The following is a 19,893-nucleotide window of genomic DNA, read 5'->3' as shown; positions in this document are numbered from 1 at the left end:
ATTGAAGCAGGGTTTTGATTTTAAGCTACCTGAAGTCGCTTAAATTTCGATTTATCAAATTTCTCGTGTGCATACTTCGCATCGATAACCAATTCTTTGATGGAATCATCAGAAGGGATGTCGTACATCGCATCTGTGATGATCGCTTCGCAAATTGATCTCAATCCTCTAGCGCCAAGATTGAATTCTACCGCTTTCTCCACGATGAAGTCAATGCCGCTTTCTTCGAAAGTAACTTTCACTCCTTCATAATTAAGCAACTTAGCGTATTGCTTCACCAAAGCATTCTTTGGCTCAGTTAATATTCTCTTCAATGCACCTGCATGAAGAGGATCCAAATGCGTCAATACAGGAAGTCTACCAATAAGTTCAGGAATCAATCCAAACGCTTTCAGATCTTGGGCTGTCACATATTGAAGTAAATTTTCTCTGTCAGCTACAGAATCAGCGGCAGCTTTACTGAAACCCAGTGGCTGGGTATTCAATCGCTTACCGATGTGTCTGGCAATTCCATCAAATGCACCTCCACAGATAAAAAGAATGTTCTCCGTGTTTACAGCGATCATTTTCTGGTCTGGGTGCTTACGTCCTCCTTGAGGCGGAACGTTCACGATAGTGCCTTCCAAAAGCTTTAGCATTGCTTGTTGCACACCTTCTCCACTTACATCTCTTGTGATTGAAGGATTGTCGGACTTTCTAGCGATTTTATCCAACTCATCTATGTACACTATACCCCGCTCTGCAGCTTCTACATTATAATCTGCAGCCTGTAGCAGTCTAGTTAAAATGCTTTCCACATCTTCCCCTACATAACCAGCTTCAGTCAATACAGTCGCATCAGCGATACAAAACGGTACTTCCAGCGTCTTTGCCAAAGTTTTGGCTAGATAGGTTTTACCAGTTCCCGTGTCGCCTACCATGATAATGTTGGATTTCTCAATCTTAACTTCATCATTTTCGTCTTTTTGAACAAGACGTTTGTAGTGATTGTACACAGCTACCGTCAGAACTTTTTTAGCATCTTCCTGACCAATTACATATTGATCCAGATAGGCTGAAAGTTCTTTAGGTTTTTTGAGTTTGATTTTTGGTTTTACTTCACCTGGTTTCTTGGTTTTGTCATCCTCGCCAAGAATCAAATGAGCTTGATCAATACAGAAATTACAAATGTGTGCAGAGATACCTGACACCATTAGATCTACATCTTTCTTATTTCTACCGCAAAAGGAGCAGGTAACTTGAGCCATTATTTTGGTTTTTTAACTAGTACTTCATCTATAAGACCGTAAGCTTTTGCTTCCTCAGCTTTAAGCCAATAATCTCTTTCAGAATCTTTTTCAATGATTTCAGCTGTCTTACCAGTATGTTCTGCTAAGATGCCATATAGTTCCTCACGCATTGATAGGATAAGTTTAAGGGAAATCTCCATATCAGTTGATTTGCCCTGCATTCCACCTGAAGGTTGGTGGATCATTACTCTAGAATGCTTCAGGGCGGATCTTTTTCCCGCCGCTCCACCGGCAAGTAAAACTGCTCCCATAGAAGCTGCGATGCCCGTGCAAATAGTAGCCACATCAGGATTGATGAATTGCATAGTGTCATAGATTCCGAGGCCAGCTGTCACTGATCCTCCTGGACTATTTACATAAAGTAACACATCTTTCTTAGAATCTACTGACTCTAGGAAAAGCAACTGTGCTACAATGATATTAGCTACGTGATCATCTACTCCTGTTCCCAAGAAAATGATGCGGTCCATGATCAATCTGGAGAATACGTCAATCTCTCTGAAATTCTGAGGACGCTCCTCGATTACAGAGCGAGTCATGTTTTCGATATGTTGAGTGTACTGGTCAAAAGCAGTGCCACTTACGCCTTGATTATGGATAGCGTATTTACGGAATTCTTCTTTGTTGATCATCTTTCGAGTTTGTTGTGGTAAGCAAAAATAAAAAAAGCCCTTAAATAAGAGCTTTTTTATGATGATTTAAGCGAATTACTTCGCTAAAAGTTCCTTGAATTCGTCAATCGTAAGATCCTTTTCTTCCACACTGATTTTATCAAGTGCAAAAGCAAGTACTTTTTCATTCTGAATTGAAGTGAGCATATTCATATAGTTCTGGCCTTCTTCACCTTTAAGGTAGTTGTCCACAAAGATGTCCATGCTGTCTTCCATCTGAGCACCAAGGCCTGAGGCGGCGAATTGCTCGCGAACCATCTGCTTAGTTCTTTCGATCACTTCCTCATGCTCAGCTTTGATTTCATTCTTAGTTGCAATCTCATTCGATAGCAAAGACCAAGTTAATTGCTTAGCATACACTGGAAATTCTTTTTCTACATCTTCTTCAGTGACTTTGCCTTGATTGGCAACCAATAGCCACTCTTTCAAAAATGCTTCTGGAAGATCTACTTTCGAAGCATCAGTTAAAACTTTCTTCAATTCCTCTTCAGTAAACAGTTTAGATTCCTTATCGTAATTGCCTTGAAGTGTCTCGCGTACTTTAGTGATGAATTCCTCTTCAGAAGAAACTTGATCTGGGCCGAAAATCTTGTCAAAGAACTCTTGGTTCATTTCGGCAGTCTCAGTTCTATTGATGTTTTTTACTGTCAAAGTAAAAAGGCCATCGAGATCAGCAGACTCCTCCTCACTTAAACCGAAAGCTTCCTCCCACTGACCTTTCTTTACATCCTTAGCTTCGAATTCTACTACAGCTTCTTTGCTAATACCTACAAATTTGCCTGCTAGCTTCTTTGTGATTTTAGTCAAGTCCAAAGTAACAGTTTTTTCGAATTCTCCTTCAGTTGCTTTTAGATCACCATAGATATGATCACCTTCTTCGCTTACTTCTGGGTTTGTGCTGTTGCCATATTGAGATTTCAAGCTATCAAGTGTTTCGTTGATCAACTTATCATCTACTTTGATGGAGTATTTGGTTGCTTTGATTTTTGAATCAAGGGTTAGTTCAACAGACTCGACAAATCCGATTTTGTAATCAAATTCGAAATCCTTTTGGGCTTTCCAATCAATTGTGCCTTGGTCTTGTGGTAATGGATCTCCCAAGATCTTGAAAGTTTGCTCCTTCAAGTAAGTATTCAGTGATTCGCTAAGAATAGTGTTGACTTCCTCTACAAGTACTGATGTGCCGTACATGTTCTTCACCATTGAAATAGGAGCCTTACCAGGTCTGAATCCTTTGATGTTAGACTTTTTTGCGAAGTCCTTTAGTTTTGCCTCAACCTTAGGTTGGTAATCTGCTTCGTTTAATTTAATTTTAATTAAAGCTTGATTTGCTGAATGCTTGTCTTGTGTGATTTCCAAAGCTCAAAATTTTAGAATGAAGATTAACTAAAAACCCCCAATCCCTACCCTGTTGTTGAAGACAGTTGAGTGATTGAGGGTTCGGTATTTAGTGCGGATAGAGGGACTCGAACCCCCATGCCTCGCGGCGCTAGATCCTAAGTCTAGTGCGTCTACCAATTTCGCCACATCCGCAATACGTACAGTTAAAATAGAATAAAGATTCCTATTCGAATTGTGGATGCAAATGTAGGTACTAATAAATAATATGCAATAGCATACTAAAAAAAATATTTAACATTTGGTACAAGATGGGATTAGAGCCCCATTTTTGTATTAAATTCCTCCTGTATGATTGAAGTGGACATAGAAGAAGAAAGAAAAGAAATACTCAAGCGCTATCGTAGGCTATTGAGACAGGCAAAACCAATTTTAAAAGATGGTGATGCCAAACTGATAAAAAGGGCATTTAATGTGTCGCTAGATGCGCACAAGGATATGCGACGGAAGTCTGGTGAACCTTATATCTACCATCCGCTGGAAGTAGCTTTGGTTTGTGTGGAAGAGATAGGACTGGGTACCACCTCAATTGTATCCGCTTTGCTACATGATGTAGTGGAGGATACCGATTGGGAGCTTGAGGATATTGAGCGGGAATTTGGCTACAAAGTCATGACTATCATAGATGGTCTCACCAAGATCGCTGGAGTATTCGAATACGGTAGTTCTCAGCAGGCGGAAAACTTCCGTAAGATGCTACTTACGCTCTCCGATGATGTTCGAGTGATTTTGATCAAGCTTGCTGATAGGCTCAATAACATGAGGACATTAGGTAGCATGCCTCGACACAAGCAACTTAAAATCGCTTCGGAGACAATGTATCTGTATGCGCCTTTAGCTCACCGACTTGGGCTATATGCGATCAAATCTGAATTAGAAGATCTTTATTTAAAATATACAGACACGGCTACTTATAAGGATATAATATTCAAGATCAATGAATCAAAATCCTATAGAAATAAATTTATTCGCAGCTTCATTCTACCCATTGAGGAAGAATTGAGTAGAACCGGATTAGATTTCACAATAAAAGGTAGACCCAAATCTGTTTATTCCATCTATAATAAAATGAAGAAACAGGGCATTCCTTTCGAGGAAGTGTATGACTTGTTTGCTGTTCGTATTATTTTGGAAAGTGATTTGGATAGCGAAAAGGCAGATTGTTGGCAGGTATATTCCATAGTCACTGATTTCTACAGACCCAACCCAGATCGACTTCGAGATTGGATAAGTACACCTCGTTCGAATGGCTATGAATCACTTCATACTACAGTAATGAGTGGTACTGGACAATGGGTGGAAGTACAGATCCGAACCGAAAGGATGGATGAGATCGCTGAGCGAGGATATGCTGCCCATTGGAAATACAAAGACAAGGAAAATTCAAAGGGACCTACAGGACTAGACGATTGGATTATGCAAGTTCGTGGACTTTTAGAGTCTAACGATGGTAATGCGATTGAATTCATGGATGATTTCAGAGGAAATCTATTTCATGATGAAGTCTTTGTCTTTACACCTAAAGGTGATCTGAAGGTTTTGCCATTTGGTTCTACTGCACTGGATTTTGCTTTTGAGATTCATACAGAAGTAGGAGCTAAATGCATAGGTGCTAAAGTCAATCAGCGACTTGTGCCTATTTCACATAAGTTGAAAAATGGAGATCAGGTAGAAATCCTTACTTCCAATAAGCAAAAGCCTTCGGAAGACTGGTTAAACAATGTTGTGACCACGAGGGCGAAAGCCAAGATCAAAGATGCCCTTCGCGAGGATAAAAGGTCAGCGATTTTAGATGGTAGAGAGATCGTGCAGCGAAAGATGAAGCAGATGAAGATGGAGTTCAACTCCGAATCTGTTGAGAAACTTAGAGCGTTTTTTGAGTTGAAAACAGCCAATGAATTTTACTTCCGGGTAGGAATTGGCGCAATCGACCCGACTTCAATCAAGTCATTTAAGGATTTCAAAGCCACTCAAAAACTTAATAGCAAGTCTAATCAGGAGAAGGTAAGAGATGAATCTTCATTTACCAAAGAGATCAAAAGTCTCAAGGGACCAGACCATGATCAATTATTGATAGGTGAGGACATGGATGTAGTGGATTATATTTTAGCCAAATGCTGTAATCCTATCCCCGGAGATGATGTGTTTGGTTTTGTGACGGTAAATGAAGGAATCAAAATTCATAGGACTTCCTGTCCTAATGCATTGGAACTACTTTCAAATCATGGTAATCGTGTGATCAAAGCGAGATGGACGAGTCATAAAGAAATAGCCTTTCTAGCGGGTTTACGGATCATAGGTACCGATAGAGTAGGCTTAATCAATGATGTGACTAAAGTGATTTCAAATGAACTGAAGGTGAATATGCGGTCAATCACGGTGGATTCTGATGCAGGGATTTTTGAGGGGACGATCAAACTATATGTACATAGCACTGAGCATTTAGATGATCTAATAGAAAACCTGATTGAAGTCGATGGTATACTAAAGGTTTCAAGGTTTGACTGATTCAATGAATCTTTTCTTACTTACAAAAGTTATATTTGAAAAAACACCCAACTAATGGCTTTGAATACTACCCATTTCGAAGAGGTAAAAAAAATATTTACTGCTTATCTAGAAAATAAGAAGCTCCGGAAGACTCCAGAGCGTTATGCAATTCTCGAAGAAATTTACACACGAACAGGACATTTTGATGTGGAGTCACTTTACATCAGCATGAAAAATAAGAATTACCGTGTCAGCCGAGCAACGGTTTATAATACCTTAGATCTTTTGGTAGAATGCGATTTGGTGACCAAGCATCAGTTTGGCAAAAATCTAGCTCAGTTTGAGAAGTCATATGGCTTTAAGCAACACGATCATTTGATTTGCACAGATTGTAGTCAGGTGCTTGAGTTTTGTGATCCCCGAATCCAAAACATTCAAAATACCGTTGGAGAAATTCTTAACTTCAAAGTGCTTCATCACTCCTTAATATTGTATGGTACATGTACCAAAGACTTTTGTGAAAACAGAAAAGTAGTGACCCCGTAAATGCGAGCCTGTATAAGGCAGGCATCCATATCTCAAGCATCATTCATTGAAATGATGCTTGGTTTTGCGAGATTCCAAATGACCATTTAAAGACAAATAATATTTATATGAAATTAACATATAATTCTAGTAAGGATGAACTGGCACATTACCTTTTTATTCAAGGTGATTTGATAGGAGATGATGTAGGGCCGAAGTTGGTAGAAGTAGTTTCCGATGCAATTGAAGTAGGTGCCAGAAAATTTGTAGTAGACCTTAGCGAGGTAAGATATATCAGTTCTAGTGGAATCGGTCTTTTAATCACAATGCTCACCAAAATGAGAAATAAAGACGGAGAAGTTTACTTGACTGCACCTTCGGATCACGTGAAAAAGTTGCTGATAATCACTAAGCTGAATAATATATTTTCGGTTTATGACTCAATAGAAGAATTTAAAAAGCAAGTGTAGTCTCCTATTCTGTGTAGCTATTTGATTAATATCTTGTTCTGAGTAGGAAGCTTCTGAGCAAGATATTTTTTTGACTGTTTCGGAGAAAAAGGAATTCCATATTGGAGAAGGAGGATTGGTTCTGGATATATTTCCGTCAGTTTCATTAGATCAATCCAGAAGTAGGGGAGTCATATTTCATGAGTTGGCGCACTCTTTAGATAGCAGCTCCAAATGGAATTCCATCTAAAGTCTTTAGTTCGAATTACGCTTAGCATAGCTAAATCAACAGCTCGGTACTTTTCTGCTATCTTTGCATTAAGCTAAAAAATGATAAACACAAGCCCGCTGTTGTCATTTATAAGGCACTCCCTGTCAGTAGATTAATCGCATCTCATCTGGGTAGTGTCAGTAAACAAACCGATAAGCACTTTTGGTCAAAAGAAGCTTCACATTGGTTGGGAATCATATTAATCATCTATATAAGAACCATAGTACATGGGAGAATTTTTTCTAAATCAACGATATACCAGTTCTGGAGAGCCTGAGTTAGGCGTGGGTATTGTCACAGAAATAAGCAAAGGGAAGGTGCGAATCTCATTTCCAGTAGCTGACGATATAAGACTTTACTCCATAGAAAGTGCTCCCTTGCTCCGCACTATTTTCAAACCAGGACATACCATCGTGGATCAAAAGGGACAATCCATGGTGATAGAAGGGCTTGAATACGAAGAGGGCCTTTATACATACTATGGGGATGACAGGGAATTGCGTGAAGACGGACTTGGTGATGTGTCTTCTTCGCATACGGTGGATGACCGGCTGTTTGCAGGAGATGTAGATACTCCTGAACTTTTTGCATTGCGCAGAGAAACGCTCGATCACGATTATCAGAGAAGGATTTCTCCTGTACATGGATTTGTTGGGGGAAAAGTGGATTTGATTCCGCATCAATTGTATATCGCCCATGAGGTGAGTTCACGATTTGCTCCTCGTGTTTTGCTATCCGATCAGGTTGGACTAGGGAAAACAATTGAGGCATGCCTGATTTTACATCGCTTGTTGGTGACTGGTAGAATTTCTAGGGTTCTAATTCTTGTTCCCGAATCCTTGGTTCACCAGTGGTTTGTGGAGGTCTTGCGAAGATTTAATCTATGGTTTAATATTTTCGATGAGGAACGTTGCAAGTCTCTAGAAAAAGGAGCGCCTGAAGGAAATCCATTTCTCGACGATCAGTTGGTCATTTGCAGTATCGACTTCTTGGCAGGTTCAAGAAAGCGAACACAGCAAGCTATTTCTGCGAACTGGGACATGTTGGTGGTAGATGAAGCTCACCACCTCGAGTGGTCCGTGGAGGAAGCAAGTCCTGAGTATAGTATTGTGGAGCTATTAAGTCAGGTAGCAAAGGGATTGTTGCTACTTACAGCCACCCCAGAACAATTGGGTGTAGAAAGTCATTTTGCACGACTTCGATTACTTGACCCTAATCGGTATACTAATTACAATGATTTCATCAATGAATCTGAGGGTAATAAAGACATAGCTGCAATTATCGAAAAACTTTCGCAGGGCAAGGTTTTAAAACCGAAAGAAACCACACTTTTGGAATCTATTTTCTCTAAGGAAAGAATTGCTTTACTTGCCAATAAGGATGAGATAACTACTCATAATCTTATAGAAGATTTGCTTGATCAACACGGTCCAGGCAGAGTTCTCTTTCGAAACACGAGACAGGCCATGAGTGGATTTCCAAAGCGGATACCTCATCTCATCCCGCTTCAAGATCAAGATAATCAAAGTCTATGGGTAGAACGACTGCGAAATGAGTTCTTCTATGACATGGAAGGCACTTCAGAATCAGGACAGGATCAGGCGTTTTGGTTTGATGAAGATCCTCGATTCCTCTGGCTTGTAGGCAAAATGGAGGAATTGCAAGAAGCCAAGATACTTTTGATCTGCACATCCAAGGAAAAGGTACTTGCATTGGCATCGGCTTTGGAGAGTTATCCTGAATTTACAGCAAGTGTTTTCCACGAAGATCTTACGCTAGTTCAGCGAGATCGAAACGCCGCTTATTTTTCTGAGCCTGACGGAGCTCAACTGCTTATTTGTTCAGAAATAGGAAGTGAAGGAAGGAACTTTCAATTCGCGCATCATCTCGTCTTGTTTGATATGCCTTTTCACCCTGAATTGCTGGAGCAGCGTATAGGTCGTCTAGACCGTATAGGGCAAAAAAGAGATATTACTATATATAATCCTTATCTGATCGGTAGCCCACAAGAACTTCTTGTCAGGTGGTTTCATGAAGGCCTAAATGCGTTTAACACGAACTTAGAAGGAGGTAATATAATTTCTAAATTATTTAGTAATCGACTACTCACGATTTCCAAACTATCAGATTATAAAGAAGCTGAATCTGAATTGAAATCATTAATCAGGGAGACTGCAGACTATCAAAAAGTACTCAAGAAAAATCTTGCAGAAGGGCGAGATAGTATGCTGGAAATGAATTCATTTCGCCCGAAAGTTGCTGAGAAATTAATTCAACAGATACAAGCGGAAGATACTAGTCCAGTGCTAGAAACTTACCTCACCAAAGTTTTCATGCATTTTGACATAGAGATGGAAGATCTTGCTGCTCGAACGTACTTGTTGCATCCGGCTTCATTTAGTGCATCCGTTTTTCCATCCATTCCCAAAGAAGGGGTGCAGATAACTTTTGACAGGCAGCGAGCATTAAGCAGAGAGGATGTGAGTTTTGTGACTTGGGATCATCCCATGGCCACTGGCGCTATTGATAAGGTGCTAAGCTCAAGCATGGGAACAGCCAGTTGCGGACTGATCCGAGGAACAAGTAATCCTGGTCTATTGCTTGAGTTGATTTTTGTACTTGAAACAGCAGGAAAGCAAAGTATTGACATCGACCGTTTCCTCCCACATATGCCTCTGAGGATAGTGGTAGATCATATGGGCAAAAAAGTGACGGCCAGTTATACCGTAGCAATGTTCAATAAAAGCGTTATTCCTGGAAAGATTGATCCCTTGCTAGACAATGAAGCGTTTGTGGAGATTCTACTGCCAAAGATGATTTCATCCGCCACGCAAATGGCTGAAGAAATGGGAAATCTGGAAATAGCAAAGGGTTTAGAACGAATGAACGGCACACTGGATCATGAAATCAACCGACTTACTGCTTTGCAAAAAAAGAATAAAGACATCAGGATCGACGAAATTCAGACTGCGATTGAGGAACGTGATACGCTTTCATCACTTATAAAAAAGGCGAGAGTTAGACTGGATTCGGTACAGCTGATCAGGAAGGAATAATTCTTAATGTGATTATCCGTGATGAAGCCAGTAAACTCAAATCCTTTGCTTTGAAGGCTGGAAGACCGAAGAACCCTCAAAGCTAGTGTCTACAATATAATAAGTCGCTTTTAGTATTCTACTGGGGCAAAAGCAGATATATTTTATATAGTTTAATGTGCCTGATTTGGGAAGTTGTCAGAGCTTTTCATACTCCTCTTTAAATGCTGTAAACATAGAAGAGACGATTTGCTTTGGGTCACCTTCTGAAAGGCTTTCAAACGAAATATATCCCTGATAACCTTGATTTTTGATGATCGTGGCGATCTTTTTCATATCCACAGGAGTTTTAATGCCCTTCGGAGAAACATGTTCTTTGATGAACCAATAACTTGCATAAGGAGCAAGCTTTTCAATTTCATCGTAAGTATTCCCCGCATTTAGGCTACCTATATCTAAAATCAATCCAAACCATTCTGATTCCACTCTCTTGAGAATGTCTATAACTTCATCGCTCTGCAGTAAAAACTCGTTGTGATTTTGTAGACCCAGTATCACGCCAGTTTCTTCCGCATACTTAGCGCATATTTTGTATTCTTCTACCAACCAATTTTTTACTTCATCTCTTGTGAAACCGTCATGTGAATGTTTTCCGTCGAAAATCCGCATGATGGATGCGCCTAACTTAGACGAAACTGTCAGCCAGTTCCTGATCAGCTCTCTATCTGCTACACGCAAAGCAGGATCTGGATTGACAAAGTTATTTCTTACTCCAGTCCAAGAGATATTTAGTCCAAGTTCCAATGCTTTTCGCTTCAGGAGAAAAAGATCACTAGTAGGAGGAGTGTCAGGATAAGAAGGAAAATAGTATCCAGTCAGGTCTACAGCATTTAGACCGATATCGGCAGCAAATTCCATCAGGTCAAAAAATGTCATTTCACCGCTCCTTAGCAGGGAATTAAATGAATAAGCATTGACGCTGTATTGTAATCTTGCTCCAGGCGTTTGATCAGTTTTACCACTTGCAATTAGTTGCTGTGAGGCAAGTAAAGCTGGAGCTATTGCCAAACTACGTATTACATTTCTTCTTTTCTTATCCATAGCTTGTATCAGTATTTTGATATTTTAGAAAACCTTCTGAATTCTTGAAGAGTACTTCTTGGAAGAGCCAAATTCGAATCATTGAATTATGTTTTCATTAATGTTATGAGCTTGTAAATAGCGTTTTATTTCGAGATTCAAACCTCTCTAATATCAGGATTAATTTCTGTGGATCAATAGGGATCCGTAGAAGTTAGTAAGTTGAATTTAGCCAAAAGGACTTTCGGTAGGTCTGTTGTCCTGTAAAATAAAGAGTTCAAAATATTGCTGTCATTGGTATATTGACAGTGTTATACTACTAAAAGATCTTGAAATGCTCACGGAACAAGAAATAGAATTTTTAGATACTTATGGCTATCTTAATTTAGGTCAATTATTAACCGATGATGAAGTCAAGCAAGTCAATTCTAGAATTGAGGAATTGATGCAGTCAGAAGGTGAAAATGCGGGGGCAGAATTAGCAGAGTCAAAATATATTCGTCACCCCAAAGAGATGGGGGCAGACCGTCTGGCTAATTTGGTCAATAAGGGTCCGGTATTCGATGTTTTCTATACCCATCCTCGAGTTCTAGCGGGTATTGAAGTAGTGTTAGGTAAGACTTACAAATTGTCCTCGCTCAATTATCGGGCAGCAAAACCCAATCAAGGACTGCAAAAACTTCATGTGGATTGGAAAAATACGGTCGTGAATGGCGCGTACAAAGTCTGCAACAGTATTTGGCTTTTTGATGATTTTACAGCCGATAATGGTTCTACCCGAATCGTACCCAAATCGCATAAGTTAAGCAGCTTGCCTGATGAAGTGATGGCAGATCCAACTGACAAGCATCCTAATGAAATTCGGATTATTGCTCCTGCAGGTTCAGTATTTATTTTTAACTCGCACGTTTGGCATGGCGGTACGACCAATCAAACTGACAAGGTTCGGAGGAGTATTCATAGTTATTTCTGCAGCAGAGAGCAACCTCAGCAGATTGACCAAAAAAAATATGTCACCGAGGAAACTTTGCAGCGGATAGGTGAAAAGGGCAGACATATTTTGGATGTATAAGAGTCAAATATATGTGTGGTGAGTTTCAATATTAGAATAGTAAAAAATGAAAACAATTGTTTTAGATAGCCCAACAGTTTTCAAGTTTCAAGAGCAAGAAGCGCCAACAAGCCTTCAAGCCAATGAAGCCCTAGTGAGAATTAGGAAAATAGGAATCTGTGGTACTGATTATCATGCTTTTAGAGGTAAGCAGCCTTTTTTCAGTTATCCTCGTGTATTAGGACATGAATTGGGGGCGGAAGTGGTGAGACTAGGTGGCGAAAAGAATGCTATTCACGTAGGCGATAGAGTGACTATTGAGCCATATTTAAATTGTGGTACATGTCAATCATGCTTGAATAATAAGAGCAACTGCTGTCAAAATCTGCAAGTTCTGGGTGTGCATGTGGATGGTGGTATGACGGAGTATCTGAAAGTCCCTATCCACAAATTACACCAATCAAAAATTTTGAGCTATGAGCAATTGGCTTTGGTTGAGCCTTTAAGCATTGGAGCTCACGCTGTGCAGCGGGCAGAAGTCACAGCTAAGGACATGGTATTAGTTATTGGCGCCGGTCCAATTGGCTTATCTGTGATGCAATTTGCCAAATTACGAGGTGCTAAGGTGGTAGTTCTGGATATCAACAAAGAGCGTTTGAATTTTGCCCAAGAGCAGATGCAGGTAGATTTTATTCTTGAAGCTACGGAAGATTTCGCTCCAGATGCATTGAGAAGCTGTTTAGATGGTTTTTTGCCAACAGTCGTTTTTGATGCAACGGGAAATCCCAACTCAATGAAAAATGCATTCAGTTATGTGTCCTTTGGAGGAAAATTGGTTTTTGTAGGCTTATTTATTGGCGAAGTTACTTTTGACGATCCTCTTTTTCACCGTCGAGAAATCACCCTATTGGCAAGTAGAAATAGCCTGCCACAGGATTTTTCTGATATTATTCACCTGATGGAAAACGGTAAAATAGACATAAAACCATGGGTAACGCATAGAGCAGATTTTGATGATTTGCCCCATGTTTTTAATGACTGGCTTGATCCTAAAAGCAAAGTCATTAAAACGGTGGTTGCCTTGTAAAGCAATAAAAACGTCCCAGATTAGACCATTCTTCCTTGTGTATATGACCCTTAAATTAGAATAATAGGCGTGGTAGATAATGTTATAGGCCTGACGAAAAAAGTGTCAATATCAGCGTAGTAATATCAATTTCAAAAATGAATCAGTGAGAATCAGTTGGAGAGAAAAAGTTGCTTAAATAAAGATAATTATCAGCAACACAGATTTGCCAAGTGGCTACCAATAGCTTTTAATGCGGAGAATTCTATGGGTTTGGCAAAATAATCAACACCAGCTTGGCTAAACATAGATTTATCTGAAGGATTTTCTCCCGAGCTAAGTACTACAATTGGTATTTTACTAAGTGAAGTATCTGCTTTAATTCGTTCGAAAGTTTGTGCTCCGTTGAGGTAAGGCATGTTCAAATCAAGCACAATCAGGCAAGGAAGTGATTGAGTTTCTTTAGCAAGATTCAATGTTTCTAAGGCTTGGAGCCCATTAATTGCAAATGTCAATTTCACATTCGGAGCTACCTTTTGCATTACCTCCCGTAAAAGATCCCTATCATCTGGATCGTCATCTACATGGAGAATTATTTTCTCTTTAAAATTCATTTATTACTATTTCTATTTTACAGATGCGAATTTATAACTTTTTCTTGTTTCAAAGGTAAATATAGGATGACACTTGTACCTTGATCGGGTTGGCTTTCTAAAGAAATAGTGCCTCCATGATTATCGATTATTTTTTTACAAAGAGAAAGTCCAATTCCCTGACCTTTGCTAGGATGAAGCTTTCTAAAAATTTCAAATGCCTGAAGTTGATATTTGTCATCAAACCCAATTCCCTCATCCTGGATATGGAGCTTTAAGAATGGCGTGTATTTGTAGTTATTGGTTAAATACCGAAACTGATTTAGTGATACAACACTCGCGTGTATTTTCACATTTGCTTCACTGCCAGGCTTACTGAATTGTACTGCATTATATATGATCTCCAGTATTAATAGTTGCATTTGGACCTGATTAGCTTCCACTACTGGAATTTCTTTCAAATAAATGGAGAACGTGAGGTTGGTGTTTTCAGATTTAATTTTCTCCTCAGCCGCTCTTATCAGGTGAGAGATGTTTACCTCTTCAAAAGTCAATTCTTCATCGGAAAGCCACACGTATTGTTGGAGTCCTTTCAGTTTCGTGTGCATATCCTCCGTAATTTTTCTGATCCGATAATTTTCCTTTTCGAAGTTAGCATCCACCTCTGTAAGTTGGTTGGAGTAGTACATGAGCTTACGCACAGGTTCCTGTAAGGTATGCGTAAGTAAATGGTTGATTTGCTTTAACTCTTGATTTTGGAGTTTAGCTTGTGATACTTGAAGATCTAGTAGTTCACTTTGCTTTTGAAGGACATTTTTTGCCGCTTTTAATTCTGTGTTTTCTCTCAAAGCTTTTTCTGCAGCTTTCTTCGCAGCCACAATTTCATCTTCATATTTCTTACGCTCATTAATCGGAATGCCTGCATAGTGCAATTGATATTCCCCAGCTTCATCGGTTCGGATAGCATTAATCAGGACTGCCACATCCTCCTTTTCCTTGTTTATAAGTGTGATGTAAATTTCTTCGGCATGACCTTTCAGCTGAAGCAAAGGATAAAAATGTGTTTGATTAAATATGCGGGTTGCTAAAGAAAATATTCTTTCAAGTTTCTGCCCTATTAATTCTTCCCGGCTATAGCCAAGAAATTTACATAGAGTTTGATTGACTTCAATAATTAGTCCGTCCGAAGACGAGGAAAAGCATACGCAGGGATTATTCTGGTAGAAATCATGCATTAGCTATATTAGGATAGATATTCTTTAATCAATTCTATCACTTCATCGGGGTGGCTCATATGAGGACAGTGACCGGAGGCTTTCATAACCTTTACAGAGCTATGAGGTAGAGTTTTAGTCAAGTATTCACCAATTTCAAGAGGCGCAATCATGTCTTCAGAGCACTGCAATACTAAAGTTTCTATGGTGTTAAATTTCAAATCTTCCCGATTATCACTTAGGAAAGTTGCCTCAGCAAAATTTTTGGCAATCACTGGATCTGTTGAGCAAAAGCTTTGGGTCAACTCCTCACCCAAATGAGGCCGATCAAAATTTGCCATTACATTAGGTGCGAGGAAATTTGCCCAGCCAATGTAATTCTTATCCATCATCTCCAGTAGCTCTTCAATATCTTTACGTTCAAAACCACCGATATAATCTCCGTCATTTATGTAACAAGGAGAAGGACCTATCATAATCATTTTGCTGAAATACTTTGGTTGCTCAATAGCTGCAAGCAGACCAATCATTCCGCTGACAGAATGACCCACGAAAATGACATCACGAAGCTCCAACTCTTCACATATTTCCAAGACATCTTTCACATATCCCTGCAAGGTCACGTACCGTTCTGGGATATACGCTGAAATGTCAGACTTGCCAGAACCCACATAGTCAAAGTGGACAATTCGGAAATCTTCTTGGAATGCAGGAGTGACAAAGCGCCACATATTTTGGTCGCAACCAAAGCCATTGGCAAAAAGTATGGTTTTTGAACCTGTACCCAAAATTTTCACATGGTTTCTAGATGAAATAGAGTTGAGTGGAAGTTTTGCAGACATTTGATCTTTTTTAATTGTTGGCAAAAATAATATAAATTTCACAAAAGGACTCGGAATTTGTCTGATCAAAGAATGCCAGTTTGGGGGAGTCTGCCTAATATTTATTTTGGGAGAATTTGATGAGTTTCATTTCTTGGTGAAATTTACCTTTATGAGGGTGGGCATAAAGCTAAGTGTGGTTTGGTAAGGTAAATTTAGCATAGATTAGAATTAGAAAGCGTAGTTAATACTCACTATTGTTTCTATGATGCCTCCAGACTAAATGCTGATCTGACTATATCTGGACAAAGTTCCAATTATGGCCTTATAAGTGGTATGGTGTAAAAAAAGGTGGAACCTTGGTTTTTAAAACTTTTGACGCCAATCTGCCCATGATGCAAGCTGATGATCTGCTTAGAAATAGCGAGACCTAATCCGCTGCTTTCTTCTCCTTCGGTAGGTCGGGAACTTGTTTTTTGAAAATAGTTGAAAAGACTTTTTTGTTCCGACTCCGAAATCCCTATTCCATTATCTATTACTTCTGTAAGCACTTGATTTGTGTTAGATAAAGAGACTTTTACCAAAATTTCTGTATTTCTATTCGAGTATTTAATCGCATTCGACAACAGATTCCCTATAACTTCACTGAAATAATGTTCATCAAAATCGACAAATAGCTGATCTTTAGACAAATCAAGTTTAATTTCAATGTCTTTATTTTTAGCTAGTATTCGGTTGATGTGAACTTGATTAATGATAAATGAGATGTAGTCCTGTAGCTTATAGTTTAATACTAGTTGTCCAGCTTCTATTTTTGAAACATCCAACAGATTTCTGACTACGGTGATGCTATTGCTACTCGTTGTTTTAATTATGTTAAGAATTTCGGTGATTTCAGGATTCAACTCCTCCTTATAGTCCTGAATTAAAATTTCGGTAAAGGCATTAATAATGCCTAGCGGGCCTTTGATGTCGTGCGCGGCTATTCCTATAAATTTATTTTTCTCATTATTTATTGACTTCAAATGGCTATTTAAATATTTAAGTTTCTTCTCATTTGCTTTGAGATAATATAAAAGTAAGCCTATAGAAATGAAGAATACAAGTCGGACTCCAGCGTTCCAAATGGGAAAAAAAAGTAAGGTGTAATCTCGTGTCAAGTATTCGGCGATAAACCATTCAATTGCTGCTAAAGTTGCGCATAGAATTATTGCTGAAGCACTTGTCTTTGGAGATATGGATAGAGATGCTATCGGTAAAAGGTAAAAAAAAGAAAAAGCAAACTCATCTCCTGATAAAAAGTCAACATATCCAATGAAAAGAATAGTAACTATCGCTACAGGCAAACTGATGTGTTTCCTCTTAATTTTTTTAATAAACTTCATCCCATAATGTTTTTTGATAGTCCATCTCTATAAGAGTCTCTAATTGTTGGATAAGATTAACTAGTATGCTTTCTACTTCAATCGATATGAATTGTTAGGTAGGTATGCGTCAACAGCTCATTGCACATCGATTTTAGCGCAGCCGAATATCTTCAGTTTACTTCCAATAGCAATACTTTTAAGGGTGTTTTTTTTAGTGTAGGAATCCATTAAAGGGTCCAACATATTTTTCACTTCACTACTTATCTGTATTACTTTGATTAAAAAATAATTTTCGGGTAGCCCAATATTTACGAAGTAAACTGTGGGAATCATGGATTCGACTTAACAATTATAAATCGGGCAATTTTTTTTAGAAGGATAGTTTAAAAATGCTATTAAATCAACTATAAGCAGGAACCTGTACATTTTACCCTTTACAGCTAAGAAATTCGATTTTTGGAATACTTGTGGATGATACAGGATTTACACCAATCTATAGGTCGGATTCTTCAATGGTGAAAATGGGGAATGCTTTTCCAAATACATCTTTATGGATTCAATCAATTTGAATTCTGACTCTTTTCTGTTTTTTCCATATTTTGAAGGAACTCCTTGAACTGTTATGAAGCTTGTTTTATAGGTTTCGTCCATCTCTAAATGATCTCCTTTATAAAAAAGCTCCTGAATTTTTTCTCCATCAGGATTTTCAATTCTTATATTTAGATGAAGCCCAAAAATACGCTTTGCATATCCTCCCATCTGTTTCATAGGATCGCAAGCAAATGTGCGTGACAGATTTTCCTCCAACATTTCTTTAATCTCCCTACCAGTTAATTCTACCACTGAAATTGGAGGATTCATAGGAGCCATATTATATAGATCATTCTCTGTAATGAAACCTTCTGCGATAGGTGCGCCATACCTCCAGCCGTTTGAAAAACATATATCAGTATTGGTGACAAAGCATGCTCCTTGGTGCATCAATTCATCTAAATTGGCATTTACAGTAGTGTATCTATGTAATAGTTGGGTCGTCTTACCTACGTAGTTCTTAGAAATTTCCGCAAAATTTTCTAGTGCACTGTCTACCAATGCTTTCATTTCTGCATTTTCTTCAATTTTGTTGTCAATCGTAATGAGTTCATATTGATGTGATTGTATACTTCCATCTTGGATATCTAGCTTCATTTTTCCTAAGAAAGATCCATGACATCCACATTGTATGACCAAAGCCCCATTTACTTTTAAGGGAGTATATATGCGATTATGAGTATGTGCACTCAAACAAATATCAATTCCATCTATTTTTTTCAAAAGTTCCATGTCTTGGGGCAATCCATTATGTGAAAGCAATACAATCAAATCCGCCCCTTCTTTATTGAGTTTTTTGATTTCTTCATTCACCTCTTTTATTCCATTGGTGAAGCTCAATTCACCAGCAAAGGAGGAAGGCATTACCTTATCTACGATGAATGCAGCAACTCCTATTACTCCTATTTTCACATCTTCTACTTCATAAATTTTCGAAGCTGAAGTAAACAATTCCCCATTTTGGTTAAAAATATTACAGGCTAAATGAGGGTAATTTAATTGGCTAGTCAGATTTTTTAGGTGTTCTGGACCGTAAGCAAAGTCCCAATGGCTCGTCATTGCATCGAACCCCATTTTATTCAGAATCGGAATTAAGGATTGACCTTTAGTATCCACAATAGGTTTAGTTCCATGGAAAGTGTCTCCACCGTCAAACAATAAGGTGTTTGGATTATTTTTTTTGATTTCTTCTACTTTAGTATAAAGACGAGCGTAACCGCCAGCTTCTGCTACGTATTCGCCGTTTTCATCGTAAAATAATTCGCTATGCGGAGCGATGTATCCGTGAACATCATTAATAAATAGAATATCCAGTATCATTTTTTGCGTATTTATCTCTTTCAGTGAAATATGGCCTTAAAAACTGTTTTTCTCGAAAATGTTCTCTATGATACAAACATTAAGAAAGTAGTAAAGGCAATAAAATCTGATGAATTCCTAAGTCACTCTTCCTAGGTTCTAGACTTAATTACCAAAAAGTTGTGCCATTATCTTAAAACGGTGATCAAAGATTTCTTCTAGCTTTTTTTTAATCAGGATAGAATTTGCAAGACTTCCCAAAATCCCAAATGGAGGTTGGTAAGTGACAATGTCTGACATGACAGTTCCCTGGGGAGTAGATTCCAAAAAATGTTGATGATGCCAAAGTTTGTATGGACCGACACGTTGCTCGTCTACGAAATATTTTTGGTGTTGTATGTGCGTAATCTCAGTGATCCAGGTGGTTTTAATTCCAAGGAGCGGAGAAACTTTATAGCTAATTATCATTCCTTCATAGATATCATCAGGAAGATTCTCTGATGTGATATCAAACCCCATGTATGTAGGTGTTATTTTCTTTAGATTTTTCGGATCCGAGATAAAGTCCCAAAGTCTCTCTATCGGCTGATTAAAAGTCTGTTCTCGCTTAAATTGGTAAACTCCCATTCATTTCTACTTTTTGCTGTAATACTTAAAACTTAAAAAGTGTTTTAAACCAATAA

At 38.5% G+C, this 19,893-nt stretch carries 16 protein-coding genes and 1 tRNA gene; 6 read left to right on the top strand and 11 right to left on the bottom strand.

Annotated features, from left to right (window positions below; translation table 11 throughout):
* Positions 1-20: 20 nt before the first annotated feature.
* The 4 genes from clpX to BVH02_RS11670 all read right to left on the bottom strand — a co-directional run bounded on the left by clpX (position 21) and on the right by BVH02_RS11670 (position 3,493).
* Positions 21-1,247: an ATP-dependent Clp protease ATP-binding subunit ClpX gene (gene clpX, locus BVH02_RS11685; protein WP_086501635.1), complete on the bottom strand. Its 1,227-nt coding sequence runs from the start codon at positions 1,245-1,247 to the stop codon at positions 21-23.
* Positions 1,247-1,921 carry a ClpP family protease gene (locus BVH02_RS11680; RefSeq protein ID WP_086501634.1) on the bottom strand — a complete coding sequence of 225 codons (675 nt, stop codon included), beginning with the start codon at positions 1,919-1,921 and terminating at the stop codon, positions 1,247-1,249. Before BVH02_RS11680 ends, clpX begins: the two co-directional genes overlap by 1 nt.
* A 75-nt stretch (positions 1,922-1,996) precedes the next feature.
* Positions 1,997-3,319, bottom strand: coding sequence for a trigger factor (tig, locus tag BVH02_RS11675; RefSeq protein ID WP_086501633.1), 1,323 nt, complete (start codon positions 3,317-3,319; stop codon positions 1,997-1,999).
* 92 nt (positions 3,320-3,411) lie between these two features.
* Positions 3,412-3,493 (bottom strand) — tRNA-Leu (locus BVH02_RS11670).
* Positions 3,494-3,649: 156 nt separating this feature from the next.
* Between BVH02_RS11670 and BVH02_RS11665 the strand changes: the two genes are divergently transcribed.
* The 4 genes from BVH02_RS11665 (at position 3,650) to rapA (ending at position 10,149) form a co-directional block, all read left to right on the top strand.
* Positions 3,650-5,866 (top strand): RelA/SpoT family protein, encoded by a 2,217-nt coding sequence (locus BVH02_RS11665; protein WP_086501632.1) that lies wholly within the window; start codon positions 3,650-3,652, stop codon positions 5,864-5,866.
* Between the two features lie 54 nt (positions 5,867-5,920).
* Entirely contained in the window at positions 5,921-6,394 is a 474-nt protein-coding gene (locus BVH02_RS11660; RefSeq protein ID WP_086501631.1) for a Fur family transcriptional regulator, read from the top strand.
* Between the two features lie 107 nt (positions 6,395-6,501).
* Positions 6,502-6,843 carry an STAS domain-containing protein gene (locus tag BVH02_RS11655; RefSeq protein ID WP_086501630.1) on the top strand — a complete coding sequence of 114 codons (342 nt, stop codon included), beginning with the start codon at positions 6,502-6,504 and terminating at the stop codon, positions 6,841-6,843.
* Positions 6,844-7,320: 477 nt separating this feature from the next.
* Positions 7,321-10,149 carry an RNA polymerase-associated protein RapA gene (rapA, locus tag BVH02_RS11650; RefSeq protein ID WP_086501629.1) on the top strand — a complete coding sequence of 943 codons (2,829 nt, stop codon included), beginning with the start codon at positions 7,321-7,323 and terminating at the stop codon, positions 10,147-10,149.
* Between the two features lie 177 nt (positions 10,150-10,326).
* On the opposite strand, the gene BVH02_RS11645 is transcribed toward rapA, so the two are convergent.
* Positions 10,327-11,229, bottom strand: a complete 903-nt coding sequence (locus BVH02_RS11645) for a sugar phosphate isomerase/epimerase family protein (RefSeq protein ID WP_086501628.1) — start codon at positions 11,227-11,229, stop codon at positions 10,327-10,329.
* A 313-nt stretch (positions 11,230-11,542) separates the two neighbouring features.
* Between BVH02_RS11645 and BVH02_RS11640 the strand changes: the two genes are divergently transcribed.
* Positions 11,543-12,280 carry a phytanoyl-CoA dioxygenase family protein gene (locus tag BVH02_RS11640; protein ID WP_086501627.1) on the top strand — a complete coding sequence of 246 codons (738 nt, stop codon included), beginning with the start codon at positions 11,543-11,545 and terminating at the stop codon, positions 12,278-12,280.
* A gap of 46 nt (positions 12,281-12,326) precedes the next feature.
* Positions 12,327-13,346, top strand: coding sequence for a zinc-binding alcohol dehydrogenase family protein (locus BVH02_RS11635; protein ID WP_086501626.1), 1,020 nt, complete (start codon positions 12,327-12,329; stop codon positions 13,344-13,346).
* Between the two features lie 191 nt (positions 13,347-13,537).
* Here the strand turns inward: BVH02_RS11635 and BVH02_RS11630 are convergent, their stop codons facing one another.
* From BVH02_RS11630 to BVH02_RS11600, 6 genes are all read right to left on the bottom strand, one after another.
* Positions 13,538-13,939, bottom strand: a complete 402-nt coding sequence (locus BVH02_RS11630) for a response regulator (RefSeq protein WP_086501625.1) — start codon at positions 13,937-13,939, stop codon at positions 13,538-13,540.
* Positions 13,940-13,956: 17 nt separating this feature from the next.
* Positions 13,957-15,153, bottom strand: coding sequence for a sensor histidine kinase (locus BVH02_RS11625; protein ID WP_086501624.1), 1,197 nt, complete (start codon positions 15,151-15,153; stop codon positions 13,957-13,959).
* Between the two features lie 8 nt (positions 15,154-15,161).
* Entirely contained in the window at positions 15,162-15,974 is an 813-nt protein-coding gene (locus tag BVH02_RS11620; protein ID WP_086501623.1) for an alpha/beta fold hydrolase, read from the bottom strand.
* Between the two features lie 296 nt (positions 15,975-16,270).
* Entirely contained in the window at positions 16,271-17,338 is a 1,068-nt protein-coding gene (locus BVH02_RS11615) for a sensor histidine kinase (protein WP_086501622.1), read from the bottom strand.
* Positions 17,339-17,803: 465 nt separating this feature from the next.
* Positions 17,804-19,231, bottom strand: a complete 1,428-nt coding sequence (locus tag BVH02_RS11605) for a bifunctional metallophosphatase/5'-nucleotidase (protein WP_086501620.1) — start codon at positions 19,229-19,231, stop codon at positions 17,804-17,806.
* 144 nt (positions 19,232-19,375) lie between these two features.
* Positions 19,376-19,837, bottom strand: coding sequence for an SRPBCC family protein (locus tag BVH02_RS11600; protein ID WP_086501619.1), 462 nt, complete (start codon positions 19,835-19,837; stop codon positions 19,376-19,378).
* Between the last annotated feature and the right edge of the window lie 56 nt (positions 19,838-19,893).

Source organism: Algoriphagus ratkowskyi (genome assembly GCF_002150505.1).
Taxonomy (GTDB): domain Bacteria; phylum Bacteroidota; class Bacteroidia; order Cytophagales; family Cyclobacteriaceae; genus Algoriphagus; species Algoriphagus ratkowskyi.
The sequence above is the reverse complement of the archived record's forward strand: the minus strand, read 5'-3'. Positions and strand labels throughout refer to the sequence as shown.